Source organism: Aeromonas sp. s11 (assembly GCF_040907945.1).
In the GTDB taxonomy this organism is placed as follows: domain Bacteria; phylum Pseudomonadota; class Gammaproteobacteria; order Enterobacterales; family Aeromonadaceae; genus Aeromonas; species Aeromonas veronii.
This window is the reverse complement of record NZ_JBFOCU010000053.1, coordinates 117,247-134,524: the sequence shown is the minus strand read 5'-3', so window position 1 is coordinate 134,524 and position 17,278 is coordinate 117,247. Positions and strand designations below refer to the sequence as shown.

The window sequence follows — 17,278 nt, the reverse complement described above, 5'->3', positions numbered from 1 at the left end:
GCAACCATGACCCTCTACCCCGAACACCGATATGACGATCACGGCCAGTTGCGCCCGCCCCTCTGGTTCTGGCCCATCGCCCTGTTGCTGACACGCTCGGTCTGGCTCTTTCTGATGGCGGGAGTGACCCGCGAGAGCGGCAGCGAGATCCTGACCCTCTTTTATCCGGACAAGATCACCCTCTACATCAGCCTGCTGACCGACGTGCCCGCCATGCTGGCGTTGCTCGCCTGCGGGGGCACCTATCAGCAGACCCAGAGCATTCGCGCCAGACTACGGCGCCACAGCCCGCTGCTGCTGCTCTGCTCTGCCGTCAGCGGCCTGCTGATGCAACTGCACAGCCTCAATCTGCAAAAGTGGTCGTTCAGCTGGCCCACCGCACTGGTGCTGGTCGCCAGCCTCTGGGCGCTCTGGTATCTGCTGCGCAGTCGCCAGCTACGAGAATATGCCGCAGATCAGCCCCACTGACGGGGCTGACACCTATTGACGAGTGACCCGGATCTGCAGGGTCTGGCGCTCGCTCTGGCTGCCTCGCCCACCCTGTAGCTGGGTGCCGAGGCTGCTCCCCTGATCTGCCGAGCTGGTCGAGAGCTCCCCCACCGTCAGCCACTGGCCAGGGACCCCGCTCACCTCAGTAGCACTCTGCCCACGATTGATGGTGCCCTGCTCCAGCCTCGCCTGTTCGCTACTGAGCGCAATCTGCACCCGATCGCCAATCAAGGTGGCCGTGGCATAGAGGCCGTTCACCAGCGGCATCATTCCCACCACAGCCCCCCCGTTCCATTGGTAGAAAGTCACCGGTTGATAGGAGCCCATCTGCAGCAGCACGGGACGACCCGACAGCCCCCGCACCTGCCAGCTGTCGTTCTGGCTGCGCTGGTAGTGCTGGGCGTTGCCATCGAGCAGCCACTGCCGTTTGGCCTCGTCGCGACTGATTGAGCCCCCCAGTTGCTGACTGCTGGCAGCGCCCTCCACCCGCCACTCGATAAGCAGACTTTGCGGCGGCTGATTGACCTGCGCCAGCGTGGCTTCGGCCTCCTGCAGCTGGGCTGGCGTCCCGCTCAGCACCAACTGGTTACCCATGGCGCTGACCCCAAGCTGGGGATAGATCTCCTTGAGGGTCTGCACCGCCGCCTGCGCCTCGAAGACCGGGATCACTTTCACCTCGGCCCACAGCAACGGGCTCCACAGTCCCATCATGCAGCCAAGCCACAACAGCGCCCTGCGACCAACCTTGCCCATCCGAACCATTGCGATCTCCTCGTTCTCTGTGCTCTTCTCGCTCTCTGTTCTCTCTCTGCTCAGGCGTAGACCCACACCCGCAGCAAACAGCTCTACCTTATTCCGCTCACTCGTCGATGATGAACCCGGCGGTTGCCAAAAAACAATCGGGAATGCAGCAAGTCCGTGATTTCCCAGGGTATGAGGCTCTCATTCCACGCCCGTTATCGCGTAAGATAGCGCCATCATAGTTGCCCAAGCGGAATCCATCATGTTGAAACAGCTGTTGTTACTCCCCCTCGCCCTGCTGCTGGGGGCCTGCTCCCTGACCCAGTACAACGTCAGCGAGGCCGAAATCAACCAGTACCTCAAAGATCAGGTCTCTTTTGAAAAACAGCTGGGGATCCCCGGCATCATGTCGAGCAAGATCCGTCTGGATGAGATGCAGAGCCGTATCGGCCGCAAACAAGCAGATCGCATCGAGCTGGACGCCGCTGGCGACCTGCAGGTGAGCAGCCCCCTTGGCAGCCAGCAGATGAAGATCCGCTTTGCTTTGAGCGCCCGTCCGGACTATGTGGCCGATCAAGGCGCCATCTATCTGCGCGACCTTGAGCTGGTCTCGGTGAAGACCGAGCCGGCCGATATCGGGGCCGCCCTCACCCCGCTGCTGCCCACCTTCAATCAGTCGCTCTCCCTGTTCTTGTCGCAGACTCCGGTCTATCGCCTCGACAGCAGCCGCAAGAACGAAGCCAGGATCAAGGAGAAGGTCGAAGCCCTCAAGGTGGAACCGGGCCGTCTGGTCATCCCGTTCAAGCTGCTCTGATCGCCGCCGCACCGGCACTTTCAGCGCAATAAACAGATAACCGTCCTCTTCGACAGCGCACATCCGGTTTAACGTGCAGCCGAATGGGGCGGTTTTTTACTTCTCAAGTCCCCGCCAACACAGCATAATGCAGACCATTCTCATTTAGATTCGTCATGAGAAGCGTCAATAATAAAACCAATGGTGAGAAGGGACATGAGAAAAACCGTACTGGTTCAGGCGATCGCCTGCGCACTGATCAGCGGCGCCGCACACGCTGCCGTCAAGGTCGAAGATAAGACATTCAATACCGCCGCCAACATGCTGGCCTATACCGAATTCGAGCTCTCCGGTGAGCCGCTGGCCGAAGCGCTGGGGCTGGATCTGGATGTGCTGGATGCCAACCGTGCCGATGAGCCGACCCCGTTCGACTTCGCTGCCGGCATCGAATCCTACGAATACTCCGAAGAGGCGATGTACGCCCTCAACTACCAATCCGGCATGGGTCCTCATCTGGTAAACGGGCCGCAAAACCTGGCCCGTGGCGGCACCATGGCCTCTCTGGGGCAACGGGTGTTGGCCATGGCCGACGCCGTTGGCTTCCCGGCGGATGAAGTGCCGCAGGGCATGTATCCCCTCTCCCTGCCCTACGCCTCCGCCAATCCGGAGTTTGCCCAGGCCGTCAACGCCACCCCGGTCAATGGCGACCAGATCACCATCAAGACCGCCAAAGGGACCGAGAAAACCGTCAAGACCCAGGTGCCCGCCTACTTCCGCGACTACAGCACCCTGCGCTGGAGCGGCAGCGACAACCTGCTGGTGCCCGCAGCCGTGGGCGGCATCCTGCTCAAAGAGGTGATGTGGTCTCAGGACTTCCTCGGCGGCATGCACGTAGCCGAAACCGATGAAGAGGTAGAAGCCGCCTCCGCCACCATGGATCAGGATGGCAAGCACAAGCTGGGCGTCTCTGCCGCCGATGGCTTCAACGGCATGATGCTGACCGAGCAATCCATCGACAAGCTGGCCATCATGCAGAACCAGCTTGGCTTCGATGGCAAGCAACTGGGTGCCAAGATTACCCCGCAGTACGATCCGGCCAAGGGCGTGATTTACTTCCCCCATCAGGTGAAAGTGACCGAAACCAGCAGCAACGATGCCGGTGCCATCGGCAAGCTGGAGGTGATGGATGGCTCCGCCCAGTTGCGCGATGCCTGGATGATGCTGTGGCCGCTCTCCGAGTTCTATGCCTTCAGCGATCAGCGCAGCGCCAACACCAACCAGAACCCGGCCTTCCACGCCGTGTTTGACGGTGCGCCGTTTGCCGCCGCACCGGCTGCCAACAAGACCAATGACCTGGGCAAAGCGGTCGCGGGCAGCGATGCCTTCTCGCTGGCGATCAATCTCTCCAACCTCACCTTCAAGAACCTGGCAGCCCTGCACTTTGATACCAAGGCTGGCACCCTGGTCGACAGCTGGCAGGCAGGCAAACAGGGCAAGCACGTCACCACCTTTGACGCCGCTTACGCACTGGTCGCCCTGCAGATCTTCCAGCGCGCTCAGGACGCGCTGCCGGTCGGTTACGCCGCCGGTGACAATGGCGAGCTGAACCTCAAGACCAAGCAGGGTCAAGAGGCGCTTGAGCTTATCCGCAAGCAGGCCGATTTCATCCTTGCCAACCTCAAGGGCAAAAATGGTCTGGTGCATGATGGCATCACCCTGGGTGGCAAGCTCGATGCCGGCCACTCCATCGATGCGCAGTTCGCCGCCATCCGTGGTCTGACCGCCGCGTTCCTCGCTACCTCCGATGCCAAGTACCGCACTGCCGCCCGCGAGCTGTTTATCGCTGCCGACAAGGCCTACTTCAATGACAAGGCGGGCACCTGGCTGGCGGGTAAACAGGGTGAATACACCCCCTGGACCCAAGCAGCCATCTCCGGCGCCCTGCGCTCTGCCATGCTGAACCTGCGCAACGAAGGGGCCGAGAAGGCGCCCGAGCTGGAGCTGGCCAAGCTGACCGGTCAGTACGTCAGCTGGTTCCGTGGCACCGTCAACGGTGGCATGCAGATGGCCGAGTGGATCGGTGACTCCGGCGAGAACATCATCGAAGGTGCCGGCAGCGATACCGACGAAGATGGCGTACCGCAAGTGACCGCCGCCGGTGGCAAGCACGGCACCGCCATGGTGATGGCCGCCAAAGCGGTGGTCAGCGAATAATCCTCGCCATTCACCAGCATGAAAAAGGGAGCCAACTTGGCTCCCTTTGCATTACAGCGTCTGACACAGTTTCAAGGACTTCCTCAAACCAGCTTGTCCAACATCTCCTTGGTCACCAGCACAATCCCCTGCTCGGAGCGGTAGAAGCGGCGGCTATCCTCATCGGCATTCTCGCCAACCACCAGCCCATCGGGCAGCACGCATCCCTTGTCCACCACCACCCGGCGCAGACGGCAACCGGCGCCAATCTCGACCCCGGGGAAGATGATGGCCTGATCCAGGGTGCAGAAGGAGTGCACCCGCACATTGGTAAAGAGCACCGAGTTGAGCACAAACGACCCGCTGACGATGGTACCGCCCGAGAACATGGAGTTGATGGTCATGCCATGCTGACCATTGCGGTCCTGCACAAACTTGGCCGGTGGCGTCAGGGTCTGGCTGGTCCAGATGGGCCAGTTCTGATCGTAGATATCGAGCTCGGGCAGCACGGAGGCGAGATCCATGTTCGCTTCCCAGAAGGAGTCCAGCGTACCTACATCACGCCAGTAGGGCTTTTGCCCCTCACGCGCCCCGACACAGGACATGTTGAAGGGGTGAGCAAATGCCATCCCCTCCTCCACGATGCGAGGGATCACATCCATCCCGAAGTCGTGTTTGGAGTCCTGATTGTGAATATCCTCCTCCAGCAGTTGGTAGAGGTACTCCGCCTCGAAGATATAGATCCCCATGGAGGCCAGCGAGCGATCTTCGCAACCTGGCATGGCGGGCGGATTGGCCGGTTTTTCGACGAAGGCGCGGATCTTGCGCTGCTCGTCGATATCCATGATCCCGAAGGCGGATGCCTCGGCCCGCGGCACCTCGATACAGGCGACCGTCACCTTGGCACCAAGGCGCACATGGTCGAGCAGCATGGCGGCGTAATCCATCTTGTAGATGTGATCCCCCGCCAGCACCACCAGGTATTTGGGGCCGTAGTCACGGATGATATCGACGTTCTGATAGATGGCATCGGCGGTGCCGCGATACCAGTGCACCTCATCCACCCGTTGCTGGGCAGGGAGCAGGTCGATGAATTCGTTCATCTGGTAACGCAGGAAGGACCAGCCCGATTGCAGGTGACGCAGCAGGCTGTGAGATTTGTATTGGGTGACTACACCAACGCGGCGGATCCCCGAGTTGATACAGTTGGAGAGCACAAAATCAATGATCCGGAATTTGCCACCGAAATGGACGGCAGGCTTGGCGCGGTTGTCAGTCAACTGCTTCAGGCGACTACCACGTCCACCCGCCAGCACCAGTGCCATACTCTGGTTCAATAATTGTCGTGCTTTGGCACTATTTTCGGGCTCTAACAACATGATTTACCTCTGCCTTGTTTGATCTATTTTCAACTCATCTTCGCCTGTTTCTGCACCTGTGAAAGTGGTTTCACTCACATTTAACCGATCTCAATTGACCCTTTTCACCGAGTTGCGAGGAATAGCATGCTTTGCTCCGCCAGCTTGGTTAAAATTCCCCCACAAAGCAGCCACTTCAAGGATGACAAGATGGTTCACAAGCTCGGACGTACCCTCTTTCTGATCGCCACCATAGTGACCATACCCCTGCTGCTCCTGCAAGCAGTTTGGTTGGCCCTTCAGAGCACACCGCTCACTTTGGCCATTATTCTGGCCACCACACTGCTTGGCATGATCCTGCTGTTGATGCTGGCCATCCGCACCATGGATGGCATGCTCCAGCATCAGGAGCTCACCTGGGTCAAGGCGATCAGAGGGCGGGATCCCTCACAACTCGATGAGCCCGCCTCCCAGGAGGTACTGCAACAGCTGCTGGAACAGTTCGAAAGCGCCGAGCAGAGCGCCCATCGCCAGCTGACCGAGCTCAGCAACCTGGCCACCACCGACGAGCTGACCCAGCTACTCAATCGTCATGCATTTCGCCGCGACATGACCGAGTTGCTGCAACGGGATCAGGACACCCAGACCGCGACCCTGGTGCTGATCCGTGCCACCGAGCTTGGCAAGATCAACGCCCAGCGCGGATTCCAGTCTGGTGATGCCTACATCAAGGACATGGCGGCCCTTATCAAGCGGGTGGTAAGCCGCTTCCCGGGCAATCAGGTCTACCGCATTTCGGGGGCCGATTTCGCCGTGCTGGTGCAACCGGTGGCCAATATTCCTCCCCATCTGCTGGGACAGGATTTGAAGGTGGCCTTCGATCACTATCAGGATCAGCACGAGCTGGAGAGCACCGGTTACTCGGGTCTGACCAAGCTCAGCAGCGGCCAGAAGATCGAAGCCGTACTGGCCAGAGCGGATCTGGCGCTGGCTCGCGCCCAGACCGAAACCATCAACGGCTGGGCCATCCAGCAGGATGACAGCGCCTCCGATCTACAGGGGCAACACCACTGGCGCGAGGTGCTGACCGAGGTGTTGGCGCAGGAGCGCCTCAGCTTTACCTACCAGCCGATCCAGCCACTGCACCGTAGCATGCTGGCCTACAACGAGATCTACACCCGCTTCAGCGGCAATGACGGCACTGCCCTGCCCACCGACACCCTGTTTGCCATGGCACAGCGGCTCGATATGGTGATGCGGCTGGAGCAGTTGGTCATTACCCACATCATGCGCCAGTACCGGGCCTTTGGTGCCAACCAGAGTCGCTGGGGGATCAATCTCTCTCCCAACTTGCTGCAAAACAGCGCCTTCCTGATCTGGCTTGACCGCCAGCTGCTCAAAGATCCCAATACCAGCGCCAATCTGGTGTTCGAACTGGATGAAGAGCATCTGGAACGCAACCTGACAGGCGCCAAGCGGGTGTTTGAACTGCTGCGTCGCAACGGCAGTCGCTCGGCCATCGCCAATTTCGGCAAGGGGATCGGCTCCTTTACCCTGTTTCGCGAGCTCAAGCCCGACTACATCAAGCTGGACCCTGCCCTGATCACCGGGCTGGAGCAGGATCAGACCAACCAGCAGTTCGTGCGGATGATCGTCGATGTATCACATCGGATGGGATGCCAGGTGATTGCAGAGGGGGTGGAACAGCTTGGTCAGAAACAGCTGCTGCAGGGGATGTACGTCGATGGCTTGCAGGGCTATCTGATCGCCCGGCCGCAACCGCTGCGACCGGATATCAGCCAGCTGGGGCTCTTTACTGAGGATGCTTCAGCTTCAAAAGGGTCAGAATGATGTCATTGAGCTGGCGATAGCGCTCCAGCTCTTTCTGATCGTAACGGGTTGCCAGTGTGGTGGGGTTGTGGCGGTTCTTGAGGTAACGGTTGATTTGCAGGCGATTGAACCCCGCCACCTGATAGACCTGACCAAGCAGGGTATTGAGTTCATCGTGCTCCAGACCTGCTCTGGCCAGATAGTCCCCATCGGCGGGACTCTCGGTCTGATGGCTCCACTTGCCAATGCGACCACTCTCCTGCAGATAGCTGAGCCACTGCTCGATATAGAGGGGTTTGCACCCCGCCAACAGATTGAAAAAGCCCACCGCATCGCAACGACAACCGCTCAGGAGCACGACCGCCAGCTGATCATCATCGCACTGGAAGGTCACAGGTCCGGCTTGCGCCCAATCCAGCGCCTGCACCCGAATGCAGGCTTTCTCACCCGCAGCTCCCGTTACGTCGAATACAAACATGGCGCTCCTCCCTTGGCAAAAGGTTGATGATGGACCATCCCCCTGACAGGTGCAAAGGCAAATCGGCTTTTAACTCATCAATCGGGCCATTCGACCATAAAAAAGACCGGCACCCTCACGGATGCCGGTCTTTGTCCCGATGGCCTGTGCGTTCAGGCCATCAATGGAGGCGCTTTCAGGCGTCCAGTTCAACCAGTGCCTTGGCCAGCTCGATGGGTTCGAGCTCCTGGCCTTCCAGATCGGCGTTCCAGTTCGGGCCGACCAGTACATCGTCTTCATCCAGATCGTTGATCCAGATATCGAGAAACTCTTCCAGATCGATCACTTCCGGCTCGTAATCGGCCCACTCGTCGACGCAGTGCAGACGGGCGTCCTCTTCGGCAGACCAGAGCGGCATCACGTCGGCATCTTCAAATTCGGCAGAACGGCAGACGACCCAGTCTTCCCCATAGCGCAGACCCCACACCTGACCCGACTCGCGGACTTGTTCGATAAAAAGTTGGAAATTGGCGTCAAGATTGTCGTTAAGCATGCTCATGGGGTTCTCTCTTTCTTTCGGGTGCTGCGGCATTGTCGGGCGACAATACGATGGCCAAATGGTGTCGCAAAAGTGACATGGACTCAAGCATATTGGGGTTATTCCGGGAAAAAAGCCGGGATAACCCCCCATTTGCCTGCAAAAACGCCTCCCGATGGAGGCGTCTTGCAGATTCAGGAGATCAACGCTCCCAGTAAACCTCTTCCAGGCTGTCCTCTTTCTCCGGCAAACCGCGGGAGAGACGTGGGCTGCTCTGGGCCAACACCTCGTAGCTGACGCGGTTGGCGTATTTGCACACCTGGGCCAGTGAGGAGTAGGTCAGAAACTCGGAGATGTGTTTGGCGGAGTTGGGCACATTCATCCGGTGATAGGAGTTGGCCACCATGTCGTGCAGCACGGCGGAAAGCGCGCCATCCCCTGCCCCGTTGGTGTTCTTGATCTTCTCCGGGCCACCCATGTACGGGGAGATGTGGGAGTAGATGCGGGCCGGTTTACGGCACTTGGCGCGGGCCATCGGGCGGCTGAACTCATACATGTTGAACTCGGGGATAACGCCCGGCAACAGGGTATGAGTGGTCTCGCGTTTGTAGTCCTCATCGGTGTAGCTCGCCATGTAGAGGCCGATGGGGCCAGCAGTACAGAGCACCATGTCGGCCCAGTCGAGCGCCTTGTCGGCCGCACCGAGCGGATCAGCGATACCGGTCAGGGCTTCACCTTCGTCTTCGTTCATCGCCAGCACAGTCACGTTTTCGGCAATGAAGTCGCGCCACCACTGGGGGTTTTCGTCGATGACGAAACGGGTGCCCAGGGTCAGCACCACGGGAATACCGGCCTCGCGGGCATAACGCACCGCGGTCATGGCCGCCTCTTTCATCGGGTCACCATCGTCACCACGCACTAGATAGGCGGTGATCACCAGGGCAGACGCCCCCTTAATCACATCCTCCGGAATGTGCTGCACATCCAGCTGGTTCATCTTGCCGGCGTTGATGCCGAAGCTGCGCTCGCCGCACTCGGTAATGAAGGTGAAGCAACGGCCGATGGGGCCATCAACCGGCTGCAGATAGTCCAGATTTACGCGGGAAGAGGTGTTGCACAGATAACGGTAGGCGTAACAGCCGATGCGAATATCCTGACTCATCACACCCAGCAGAATGGAGTGGGAATCGGCCAGTACCGAGTAGTTGTGTACCGTGTTGCCGATGGTGCCACCGGCAAACTCGCTCACTACCATGTTGTTGGCCTTGAGCTCGTCATAAATCCGTTCGGCCACGTCGTCATTGATGACGACGGAGTGCCCCTTGCTCAGACCATAACGGGTCAGAAAGTCTTCATCCACATGGGCTTCAATATCAACCAGGGTCTGATCAATCCCGACCACGTAGGCTTTACCCAGCTCGGTTAACAGGGGATTTTGCGGCACCAGGGGATCGCGTCTGTCGACAGGGAAGTAGTGTTTGGACTTGCGCTGACCGGGAAATTTCATGGCAATGTTCTGTGCTCTGGGGGAAAGAGGGGCGGGATTTTAACACAATCCGCCGCCCCGAAAAGTCGCCCTGTTTAAATAATGGAGTCAGTATAGACAAGGCTTGCAAGGAAAAACGTTTGCCTTTTCACCATAAAAAAACCACCCCGCCCGGGGTGGCTCTATAGCATAAAAAAGCGTCGGTTTTCAGGCGGCCGCCATCCCCTGCAACAGGGCCAGCAGCGAGAAGAGGCCGAGGGCGAGCCAGAACAGCAAGGTGCCCAGAAAACGGGGCACATTGGGGGCTTTGGGGATCTGGATGCCAATGGCATGCAGGATGCGGCCGACCAACAACATGGCGCCACCGGCATGCAGCCAGAGCGCACCGGCACCGGAGAGCTCGCACAGCGCCATCAACAGCAGGGTCAACGGCACATACTCGGCAAAATTGCCGTGGGCCCGGATCGCCGCCAGCAGCTCGGGGGCCTCCCCCTGCCCTATCATCACCCCAAACTGGGCGCGGCGTCTGACCACCCAGAAGGAGAGCCCCAGAAACAACAGCCCCAGCAGACCTGCGTAAATCAACGTGATATGTACCATGACTCGACTCCTTGTTTGACTGACTGCCGGTCACTCATGCCAATTCGCGGCAAATGAGAGAGACCATCATCCTGATGTGGGCCTGATCGCTGTTGAGGGCCGGAATATATTCAAACCGTTCGCCACCGGCCTCCATGAAGATCTCCCGGTTCTGTACCTGAATTTCCTCGAGGGTTTCGAGGCAGTCGGCGGCAAAGGCGGGGCAAATCACATCGAGTCGCTTGACCCCGGCGGCCGGCAGGCCAGCGATAGTCACGTCTGTGTAGGGCTTGAGCCACTCCTCCTTGCCAAAGCGGGACTGGAAACTGGCCGTCCACTGCCCGGCCTCCAGCCCGAGCGCCTCGGCCAGCAAGCTGGCGGTATGGCGACACTGGTGACCATAGGGGTCCCCTTCGTTCTCGTAGCGCTCGGGAATACCGTGGAACGACATCAGCAGGTGATCACCCTGACCGTGCTGCTCCCAGTGACGGCGCACGCTCATGGCCAGCGCCTGAATGTATTCGGGATGGGCGTGATAATCACGAATGAGCCGTACCACCGGCAGATTGCGCTCTCTCTTCATCGCCTTGCCCCAGGCATCAAAGACCGAGGCGGTGGTACTGACCGAATATTGCGGATAGAGCGGCAACAGGATCACCCGGTTGACCCCTTTGGCCTTGAGCGCCTGCCAGCCATCATTCACTGACGGGGAACCATAGGTCATCGCCAGCTCCACCGGCACATCGACCCCCTCCCGCTTGAGCTCCTGCTCCAGTGCAGCACGCTGCTGCTTGCTTATCACCATCAGCGGCGAGCCCTGCTCGGTCCACACCTGCTGATAGAGCTTGGCCACTTTGGGCGAGCGCGTCGGCAAGATGATGAAGTGGAGCAGCGGGCACCAGAGGTAACGGGGCAGGTCCACCACACGGGGATCGTGCAGGAACTGGCTGAGGAACGCTTTGACGGCAGCGGTGGTCGGTGCGGCTGGGGTACCCAGATTGACCAGCAATATTCCGGTTTTCGTGGTCACGTTGGCTTCCTGTCTATCTGTCATATGCAAAAAGGGCCCGACAGGGCCCTTCTCTTTATTTATCTGATGGCACGGGAAACAGTGCCGGCAGCAAAGATCAGCCCAGAATGGTGGCAAGCTGCTTGCTGACCAGATCAACCGGCTGGGTGCCGTCGATCTTGACGTAACGGGTGTGGCCCGCTTCCGCCTCTTTGCCGTAGAAACCGATCAGCGGCGCGGTCTGCTGATGATATACATCCAGACGCTTGCGTACTGTGGTCTCTTCGTCATCGGCGCGGATCACCAGATCTTCACCGGTCACGTCATCCTTGCCTTCCACTTTCGGCGGGTTGAACACCACGTGGTAGGTACGGCCGGAGCCGGAGTGAACGCGACGGCCGCTCATACGCTTGACGATCTCTTCGTCCGGCACATCGAACTCCAGCACGAAATCAACCACGACACCGGCGTCCTTCATGGCTTGCGCCTGGGGAATGGTGCGCGGGAAACCGTCCAACAGGAAGCCTTTGGCGCAGTCCGGCTGAGCGATGCGCTCTTTGACCAGACCGATGATGATGTCGTCAGAGACCAGCTGACCTGCGTCCATCACAGCTTTGGCTTTCAGACCGAGCTCGGTGCCCGCTTTGATCGCCGCACGCAGCATGTCGCCGGTGGAGATCTGGGGAATACCGTGTTTTTCCATGATGAACTGAGCCTGGGTACCTTTGCCGGCGCCCGGAGCCCCCAACAGAACAATGCGCATACACGCTCCTATTGATTGGTTATTCAAATCTTGCGAAGGCAAAAAAGTACACGGTTTCGCCCGTTTCTACAAGGGTGAGCCACTTGAATGAGCACTTTATCACCACAATAACCGGCTGATCGAACAGGATTTCATCGCAAGGGGAAGACGCAAAAATAGCCAGGGATTCAGCATAGAGCGCCAAAAGCAGGGAGGAGGTACGACAGAAAAAAAGATCCCGGCTCAGGGCCGGGAATTGCGCTCAAAAGTAACTACTTGTCGCTCGTAGTAGGAACAGGGCAATAGTAGTTTGCCCCCTGTGCGTCAACAACTGTCAGATGTGACAGGCAGGCCGCTATGAAACCGGAACTGCGAATCCGGCGAGCAGATTAGCTCGGCTTCCAGCTTGCCAAAGAAGGCCACCCGCTCGCTGATATCCTCCCCCGCATACTGTTCGGCCAGGCTCAGGTAATCCTGATAGTGGCGCGCCTCGGAGCGCAGCAAAGAGACGTAGAAGCGGCTCAGCTCTTCGTCCAGATGGGGTGCCAGCTTGGCAAACCGCTCGCAGGAGCGGGCCTCGATATAGGCGCCGATGATCATCTTGTCGACTATGGTGGCCGGCTCATGGGTGCGCACATGCTGCATCAACTGGCGGGCATAGCGGGAGGCCGTCACCGGCCCGTATTCGATGCCGCGGGCCTGCATGATCTCCAGCACCTGCTCGAAGTGGTGCAGCTCCTCCTGAATGAGTCGCACCATGGGAAACAGCAGCGGATTGCGTTCCAGCTCGGCAAAGACGGTGCGATCAGACTCTCCCATGCTGCGTTTGCCCAGGATCTCGGCCTTCTCCGGAATGGCATCCAGCTCGCGATAGAACTCCAGCTTGGGCAGCAGATGGCGCTTGCCCTTGGGCAGGCAGTAGCGGCGCACCAGACTGTGGGCCGTGAGTGCGGCCTTGGTCTCGCAGTTGGCGTGATCGATGAGCAGGGTCGGTAAACGGGCCGGATCCCGCGCCATCTCCACCCACTCATCCGGGGTCTCGCACTGCAAAAACTGGCGCACTGGGGCTAACAGATCATCCATCTGAACTCTCGTCTCTTAAAAGCGTATCGGTCATATATGTTGCCGCCTATGCTAGCGGATCCCGCTGGCCATGCCCATATCCGGCAAGATAAGCGGATATTTTTCAAACAGATATCTCCTCCCCCTTCTGCCCGTGTTAGGTAGAAACGACAATGGGGGCCACAGGCCCCCATCTCGCTATCCCATCCGGCAAAACCGCAAACGTTTAACTGCCTTCGTTAAAAATTTCCAGATTGCTGGTGCCTTCCTGCCATTCACGCACCGCTTTGGTGTCATCGTTGCGCAGGGCATTGAGGTGGTCCAGATAGGACTGGTTCACGTCGGAGGTGACGTAGTGGCCATTGAACACCGAGGTCTCGAAGTGACGCAGATCCGGGTTGATCTCCCGCACGGCGGCTTCCAGATCTTCCAGATCCTGGAAAATCAGACCGTCAGCGCCAATCAGCTTGCACACCTCTTCCACTTCACGGCCGTGGGCGATCAGCTCGTTGGCGGTGGGCATATCGATGCCATAGACGTTGGGGAAGCGAATTTCCGGCGCCGCCGAGGCGAAGTAGACCTTGGCTGCCCCTGCTTCACGGGCCATCTGGATGATCTGCTCGGACGTGGTACCACGCACGATGGAATCGTCCACCAGCAACACCTTCTTGCCCTTGAATTCGGAGCTGATGGCGTTGAGCTTGCGACGCACCGACTTCTTGCGCTGGGTCTGGCCCGGCATGATGAAGGTACGGCCAATGTAGCGGTTCTTCACGAAGCCTTGACGGTACGGCAGATCCAGAGTGTGAGCGATCTCTAGCGCCACGTCACAGGAGGTCTCGGGGATGGGGATAACCACATCGACATCGAGATCTTCCCACTCGCGGGCAATCTTCTGACCCAGCTTGCGACCCATGTTGAGGCGGGCGGCGTAGACCGAGACCTTGTCGATGCACGAATCGGGACGAGCGAAGTAGACATATTCGAAGATGCAGGAGCTCATCTGCGGGTTCTCCGCACACTGCTCGGAGAAGAGCTGACCCTGCTCGGTAATGTAGATGGCTTCACCCGGCGCAATATCCCGCACCGTCTCGAAACCGATGGCGTCGAGCGCCACGCTCTCGGAGGCGAGCATGTACTCCACCTGGCCCTGCTCGTCCTGACGACGACCGAGGATCAGCGGGCGAATACCGTTGGGATCGCGAAAACCGATGAGACCATGACCAATCACCAGCGAGACCACCGCATAAGCACCGCGGATCTGCTGATGGGTTCTGCGCACCGCGGCGAAGATATCTTCGGGGCGCAGCGCCATCTTGTCACAACAATCCAGCTCGTGGGCCAGCACGTTCAGCAACACTTCCGAGTCGGAGGTGGTGTTGATGTGACGGCGGGCGACCTTGAACTGCTGCTCCTTGAGCTCCTTGGCGTTGGTGAGGTTGCCGTTATGGGCCAGCACCATGCCGTAGGGCGAGTTCACATAAAAAGGTTGGGCTTCTGCGGCACTTGAGCTGCCTGCGGTGGGGTATCTGACATGACCTATGCCGATGTTCCCTTGCAGACGCTGCATGTGGCGCACTTCAAACACGTCCTTCACCAGGCCATTGGCCTTGCGTTGCCGGAAGTTTCCACTATCAATGGTCACGATCCCGGCGGCATCCTGTCCCCTGTGCTGCAACACCGTCAAGGCGTCGTAGAGGGCCTGATTGACGGGGGTGGTGCCAACTATACCGACAATACCACACATGTCTTTGCTACCTCGAAGTCACTATACCTGTTTAAGAAAACTGGATGAGTTCAACATGAACCCGAAAAACCACTGGATCACCGGCTTGAACTCCGGCACCAGCTTGGACGCCACCCACCAGTCGCTCTGGGAGAGGCTGGTGAAGGTATCCATGAAAAAAAGCAGGGCACTGACGATCAGCACCCCGCGAATTGCACCGAAGCAGACCCCCAGCACCCGATCGGTACCGGAGAGACCCGTCTTGTCCACCAACAGGCCCACCACATAGTTGACCACGCTGCCGAGGATCAGGGTCGCCACAAACAGCGCCGCGATGGCCAGACCGTTGCGAACCAGCGCGTCGGAGAAGGAGGTGAAATAGACAGCGAGATCGGGATAGAAATGGCTGGCAATAAAGAAGGCGACGAACCAGGTGACAAGAGACATGGCCTCCTTGACGAAGCCGCGCACCAGGCTGATGAGAGCAGAGAAACCGACGATGCCGATGATGGCGTAATCAATCCAGACCATAGAAAAAGATGTCCTGCGAAATTGCGGCGCAGTCTAACAAAAACGATTGCGCATTGCTTGATAAAAATGTGTTAACTGTTCAAAGCGACGCCGAAAAACCGCATTTTTTTCAGCACTAAAACGGTTGATCGGCGCCAGAATGCACAACGCCATGGCAATGCCATGGCGTTGTGGTCTGCGGCGTGAACTTACCCGATGTGGGTCAGGCCACCCATGTAGGATTGCAGCGCAGCCGGGATGGCGATGCGCCCATCTTCCTGCTGGTAGTTCTCCATCACGGCAACCAGGGTACGACCCACTGCCAGACCGGAGCCGTTCAGGGTGTGCAGCAGCTGCGGCTTGCCGTCGATACGCACGCGAGCCTGCATGCGGCGCGCCTGGAAGTCGGTGCAGTTGGAGACAGAGGAGATCTCGCGGTAAGTGTTCTGGGCCGGCAGCCACACTTCCAGATCGTAGGTCTTGGAGGCGCAGAAGCCCATGTCACCGGTAGAGAGCGCCATCACGCGATACGGCAGCTCCAGCAGTTGCAGCACCTTCTCGGCGTGACCCACCATCTCCTCCAGCGCATCCCAGGATTTCTCCGGGTGAACCAGCTGTACCATTTCAACTTTGTCGAACTGGTGCATACGGATGAGGCCACGGGTATCACGACCGTAGGAACCGGCTTCAGAGCGGAAGCAGGGGCTGTGGGCGGTCATCTTGATCGGCAGCTCTTGGGCGTCAAAGATCTCGTCACGGGCCATGTTGGTAAGCGGCACTTCGGAGGTCGGGATCAGAGAGAACTTGCGCACCTTGCCCTCTTCTTCCCCTTCGCCTTCGATACCGGTATTGAACAGGTCCTGGGCAAATTTTGGCAACTGACCGGTGCCATAGAGGCTGTCCGGGTTCACCAGATAGGGCACGTAGCACTCGGTGTAACCGTGCTGCTGGGTGTGCAGATCCAGCATGAACTGAGCCAGGGCACGGTGCAGACGGGCAATCTGACCCTTCATCACCACGAAACGGGTACCGGAGAGTTTGACGCCATTCTTGAAGTCAACGCCCTTGGCCGCTTCGCCCAGGTCGATGTGATCGCGTACCGGGAAGCTGAACTCGCGCGGGGTACCCCAGCGGCGCACTTCCACGTTGTCGTTCTCGTCACGGCCCACCGGAGTGGTCTCGCTCGGCAGGTTGGGGATGGCGTCGGCAATGGCTTTCAGCTGGGCCAGCAGGGCATCCAGCTCGACCTTGCTGGTTTCCAGCTCGTCGTTGATCTTGGTCACTTCGGCCTTGAGCGGGGCAACATCTTCACCACGACGGGCAGCTTCACCGATGGATTTGGAGCGGGCGTTGCGCTCGGCCTGCAGCTCCTGGGTACGGGACTGCAGATCCTTGCGTTTCTCTTCCAGAGCGTTGACAGCCGCTACGTCCAGAACGTAGCCACGTGTCGCCAGACGAGCGGCAGCCTCTTCGATATCGCTGCGCAGATATTTGGGATCCAGCATGGTTTACCTACTTTTTTAAAATGGGATCTGGGCCTGAGTCGTCATGACGGGCTGGGAAACAGATCCGGAAGTTAACATCGGTTGGCGCACCCCAATCGTCTTCAGAATCGGGCCTCAACAATCAGGCCTTCGAGATCAAGAAGATGGCGCAAGGCCAAGACAAGCGGGGTCAGACGGGCAGTGTAGCAGACCGCCCCCCCGCCCGAACAGGGACTATTTGTGTCGTTTTTACCGACTTTGGCACGCAAACCGTCATGCAT

The 17,278-nt window shown here is 58.9% G+C and carries 16 protein-coding genes; 4 read left to right on the top strand and 12 right to left on the bottom strand.

Features of this window, described 5'->3' with window-relative positions; genetic code table 11:
* Positions 1 to 6: 6 nt before the first annotated feature.
* Positions 7 to 468: a DUF2919 domain-containing protein gene (locus AB5Y84_RS15020; RefSeq protein WP_042023947.1), complete on the top strand. Its 462-nt coding sequence runs from the start codon at positions 7 to 9 to the stop codon at positions 466 to 468.
* A 12-nt stretch (positions 469 to 480) separates the two neighbouring features.
* Here the strand turns inward: AB5Y84_RS15020 and AB5Y84_RS15015 are convergent, their stop codons facing one another.
* A complete protein-coding gene (locus AB5Y84_RS15015; RefSeq protein ID WP_107683119.1) occupies positions 481 to 1,251 on the bottom strand; it encodes a hypothetical protein in 771 nt (256 codons plus the stop codon).
* Positions 1,252 to 1,492: 241 nt separating this feature from the next.
* On the opposite strand from AB5Y84_RS15015, the gene AB5Y84_RS15010 reads away from it, so the two are divergent.
* Both AB5Y84_RS15010 and AB5Y84_RS15005 read left to right on the top strand, forming a co-directional pair.
* Positions 1,493 to 2,044, top strand: coding sequence for a lipoprotein (locus AB5Y84_RS15010; protein ID WP_005337065.1), 552 nt, complete (start codon positions 1,493 to 1,495; stop codon positions 2,042 to 2,044).
* A 195-nt stretch (positions 2,045 to 2,239) separates the two neighbouring features.
* Positions 2,240 to 4,237, top strand: coding sequence for a hypothetical protein (locus AB5Y84_RS15005; RefSeq protein ID WP_368177266.1), 1,998 nt, complete (start codon positions 2,240 to 2,242; stop codon positions 4,235 to 4,237).
* 83 nt (positions 4,238 to 4,320) lie between these two features.
* On the opposite strand, the gene glgC is transcribed toward AB5Y84_RS15005, so the two are convergent.
* Positions 4,321 to 5,595, bottom strand: coding sequence for a glucose-1-phosphate adenylyltransferase (glgC, locus tag AB5Y84_RS15000; protein ID WP_005337070.1), 1,275 nt, complete (start codon positions 5,593 to 5,595; stop codon positions 4,321 to 4,323).
* Positions 5,596 to 5,784: 189 nt separating this feature from the next.
* On the opposite strand from glgC, the gene AB5Y84_RS14995 reads away from it, so the two are divergent.
* Positions 5,785 to 7,425: an EAL domain-containing protein gene (locus tag AB5Y84_RS14995; RefSeq protein WP_236095571.1), complete on the top strand. Its 1,641-nt coding sequence runs from the start codon at positions 5,785 to 5,787 to the stop codon at positions 7,423 to 7,425.
* Here the strand turns inward: AB5Y84_RS14995 and AB5Y84_RS14990 are convergent.
* The 10 genes from AB5Y84_RS14990 to serS all read right to left on the bottom strand — a co-directional run bounded on the left by AB5Y84_RS14990 (position 7,388) and on the right by serS (position 17,018).
* Complete coding sequence (locus AB5Y84_RS14990; protein WP_368177265.1) at positions 7,388 to 7,882, bottom strand: hypothetical protein; 495 nt, start codon at positions 7,880 to 7,882, stop codon at positions 7,388 to 7,390. The genes AB5Y84_RS14995 and AB5Y84_RS14990 overlap by 38 nt on opposite strands.
* 175 nt (positions 7,883 to 8,057) lie before the next feature.
* Positions 8,058 to 8,420, bottom strand: coding sequence for a DUF2750 domain-containing protein (locus tag AB5Y84_RS14985; RefSeq protein WP_005337077.1), 363 nt, complete (start codon positions 8,418 to 8,420; stop codon positions 8,058 to 8,060).
* A 181-nt stretch (positions 8,421 to 8,601) separates the two neighbouring features.
* Positions 8,602 to 9,906, bottom strand: coding sequence for an inosine/guanosine kinase (locus AB5Y84_RS14980; protein ID WP_005337079.1), 1,305 nt, complete (start codon positions 9,904 to 9,906; stop codon positions 8,602 to 8,604).
* A 186-nt stretch (positions 9,907 to 10,092) separates the two neighbouring features.
* Entirely contained in the window at positions 10,093 to 10,485 is a 393-nt protein-coding gene (locus AB5Y84_RS14975) for an MAPEG family protein (protein ID WP_064338136.1), read from the bottom strand.
* A 34-nt stretch (positions 10,486 to 10,519) separates the two neighbouring features.
* Positions 10,520 to 11,494 carry a ferrochelatase gene (gene hemH, locus AB5Y84_RS14970; protein WP_368177264.1) on the bottom strand — a complete coding sequence of 325 codons (975 nt, stop codon included), beginning with the start codon at positions 11,492 to 11,494 and terminating at the stop codon, positions 10,520 to 10,522.
* Between the two features lie 97 nt (positions 11,495 to 11,591).
* A complete protein-coding gene (adk, locus tag AB5Y84_RS14965) occupies positions 11,592 to 12,236 on the bottom strand; it encodes an adenylate kinase (RefSeq protein ID WP_005337083.1) in 645 nt (214 codons plus the stop codon).
* Between the two features lie 303 nt (positions 12,237 to 12,539).
* Positions 12,540 to 13,298 (bottom strand): tRNA-(ms[2]io[6]A)-hydroxylase, encoded by a 759-nt coding sequence (locus AB5Y84_RS14960; RefSeq protein ID WP_368177263.1) that lies wholly within the window; start codon positions 13,296 to 13,298, stop codon positions 12,540 to 12,542.
* A 205-nt stretch (positions 13,299 to 13,503) separates the two neighbouring features.
* Entirely contained in the window at positions 13,504 to 15,024 is a 1,521-nt protein-coding gene (gene purF / locus AB5Y84_RS14955) for an amidophosphoribosyltransferase (RefSeq protein ID WP_368177262.1), read from the bottom strand.
* Between the two features lie 21 nt (positions 15,025 to 15,045).
* Positions 15,046 to 15,534, bottom strand: a complete 489-nt coding sequence (locus tag AB5Y84_RS14950; RefSeq protein WP_005337086.1) for a CvpA family protein — start codon at positions 15,532 to 15,534, stop codon at positions 15,046 to 15,048.
* A gap of 188 nt (positions 15,535 to 15,722) precedes the next feature.
* Positions 15,723 to 17,018, bottom strand: a complete 1,296-nt coding sequence (serS, locus tag AB5Y84_RS14945) for a serine--tRNA ligase (RefSeq protein WP_005337087.1) — start codon at positions 17,016 to 17,018, stop codon at positions 15,723 to 15,725.
* Positions 17,019 to 17,278 lie beyond the last annotated feature (260 nt).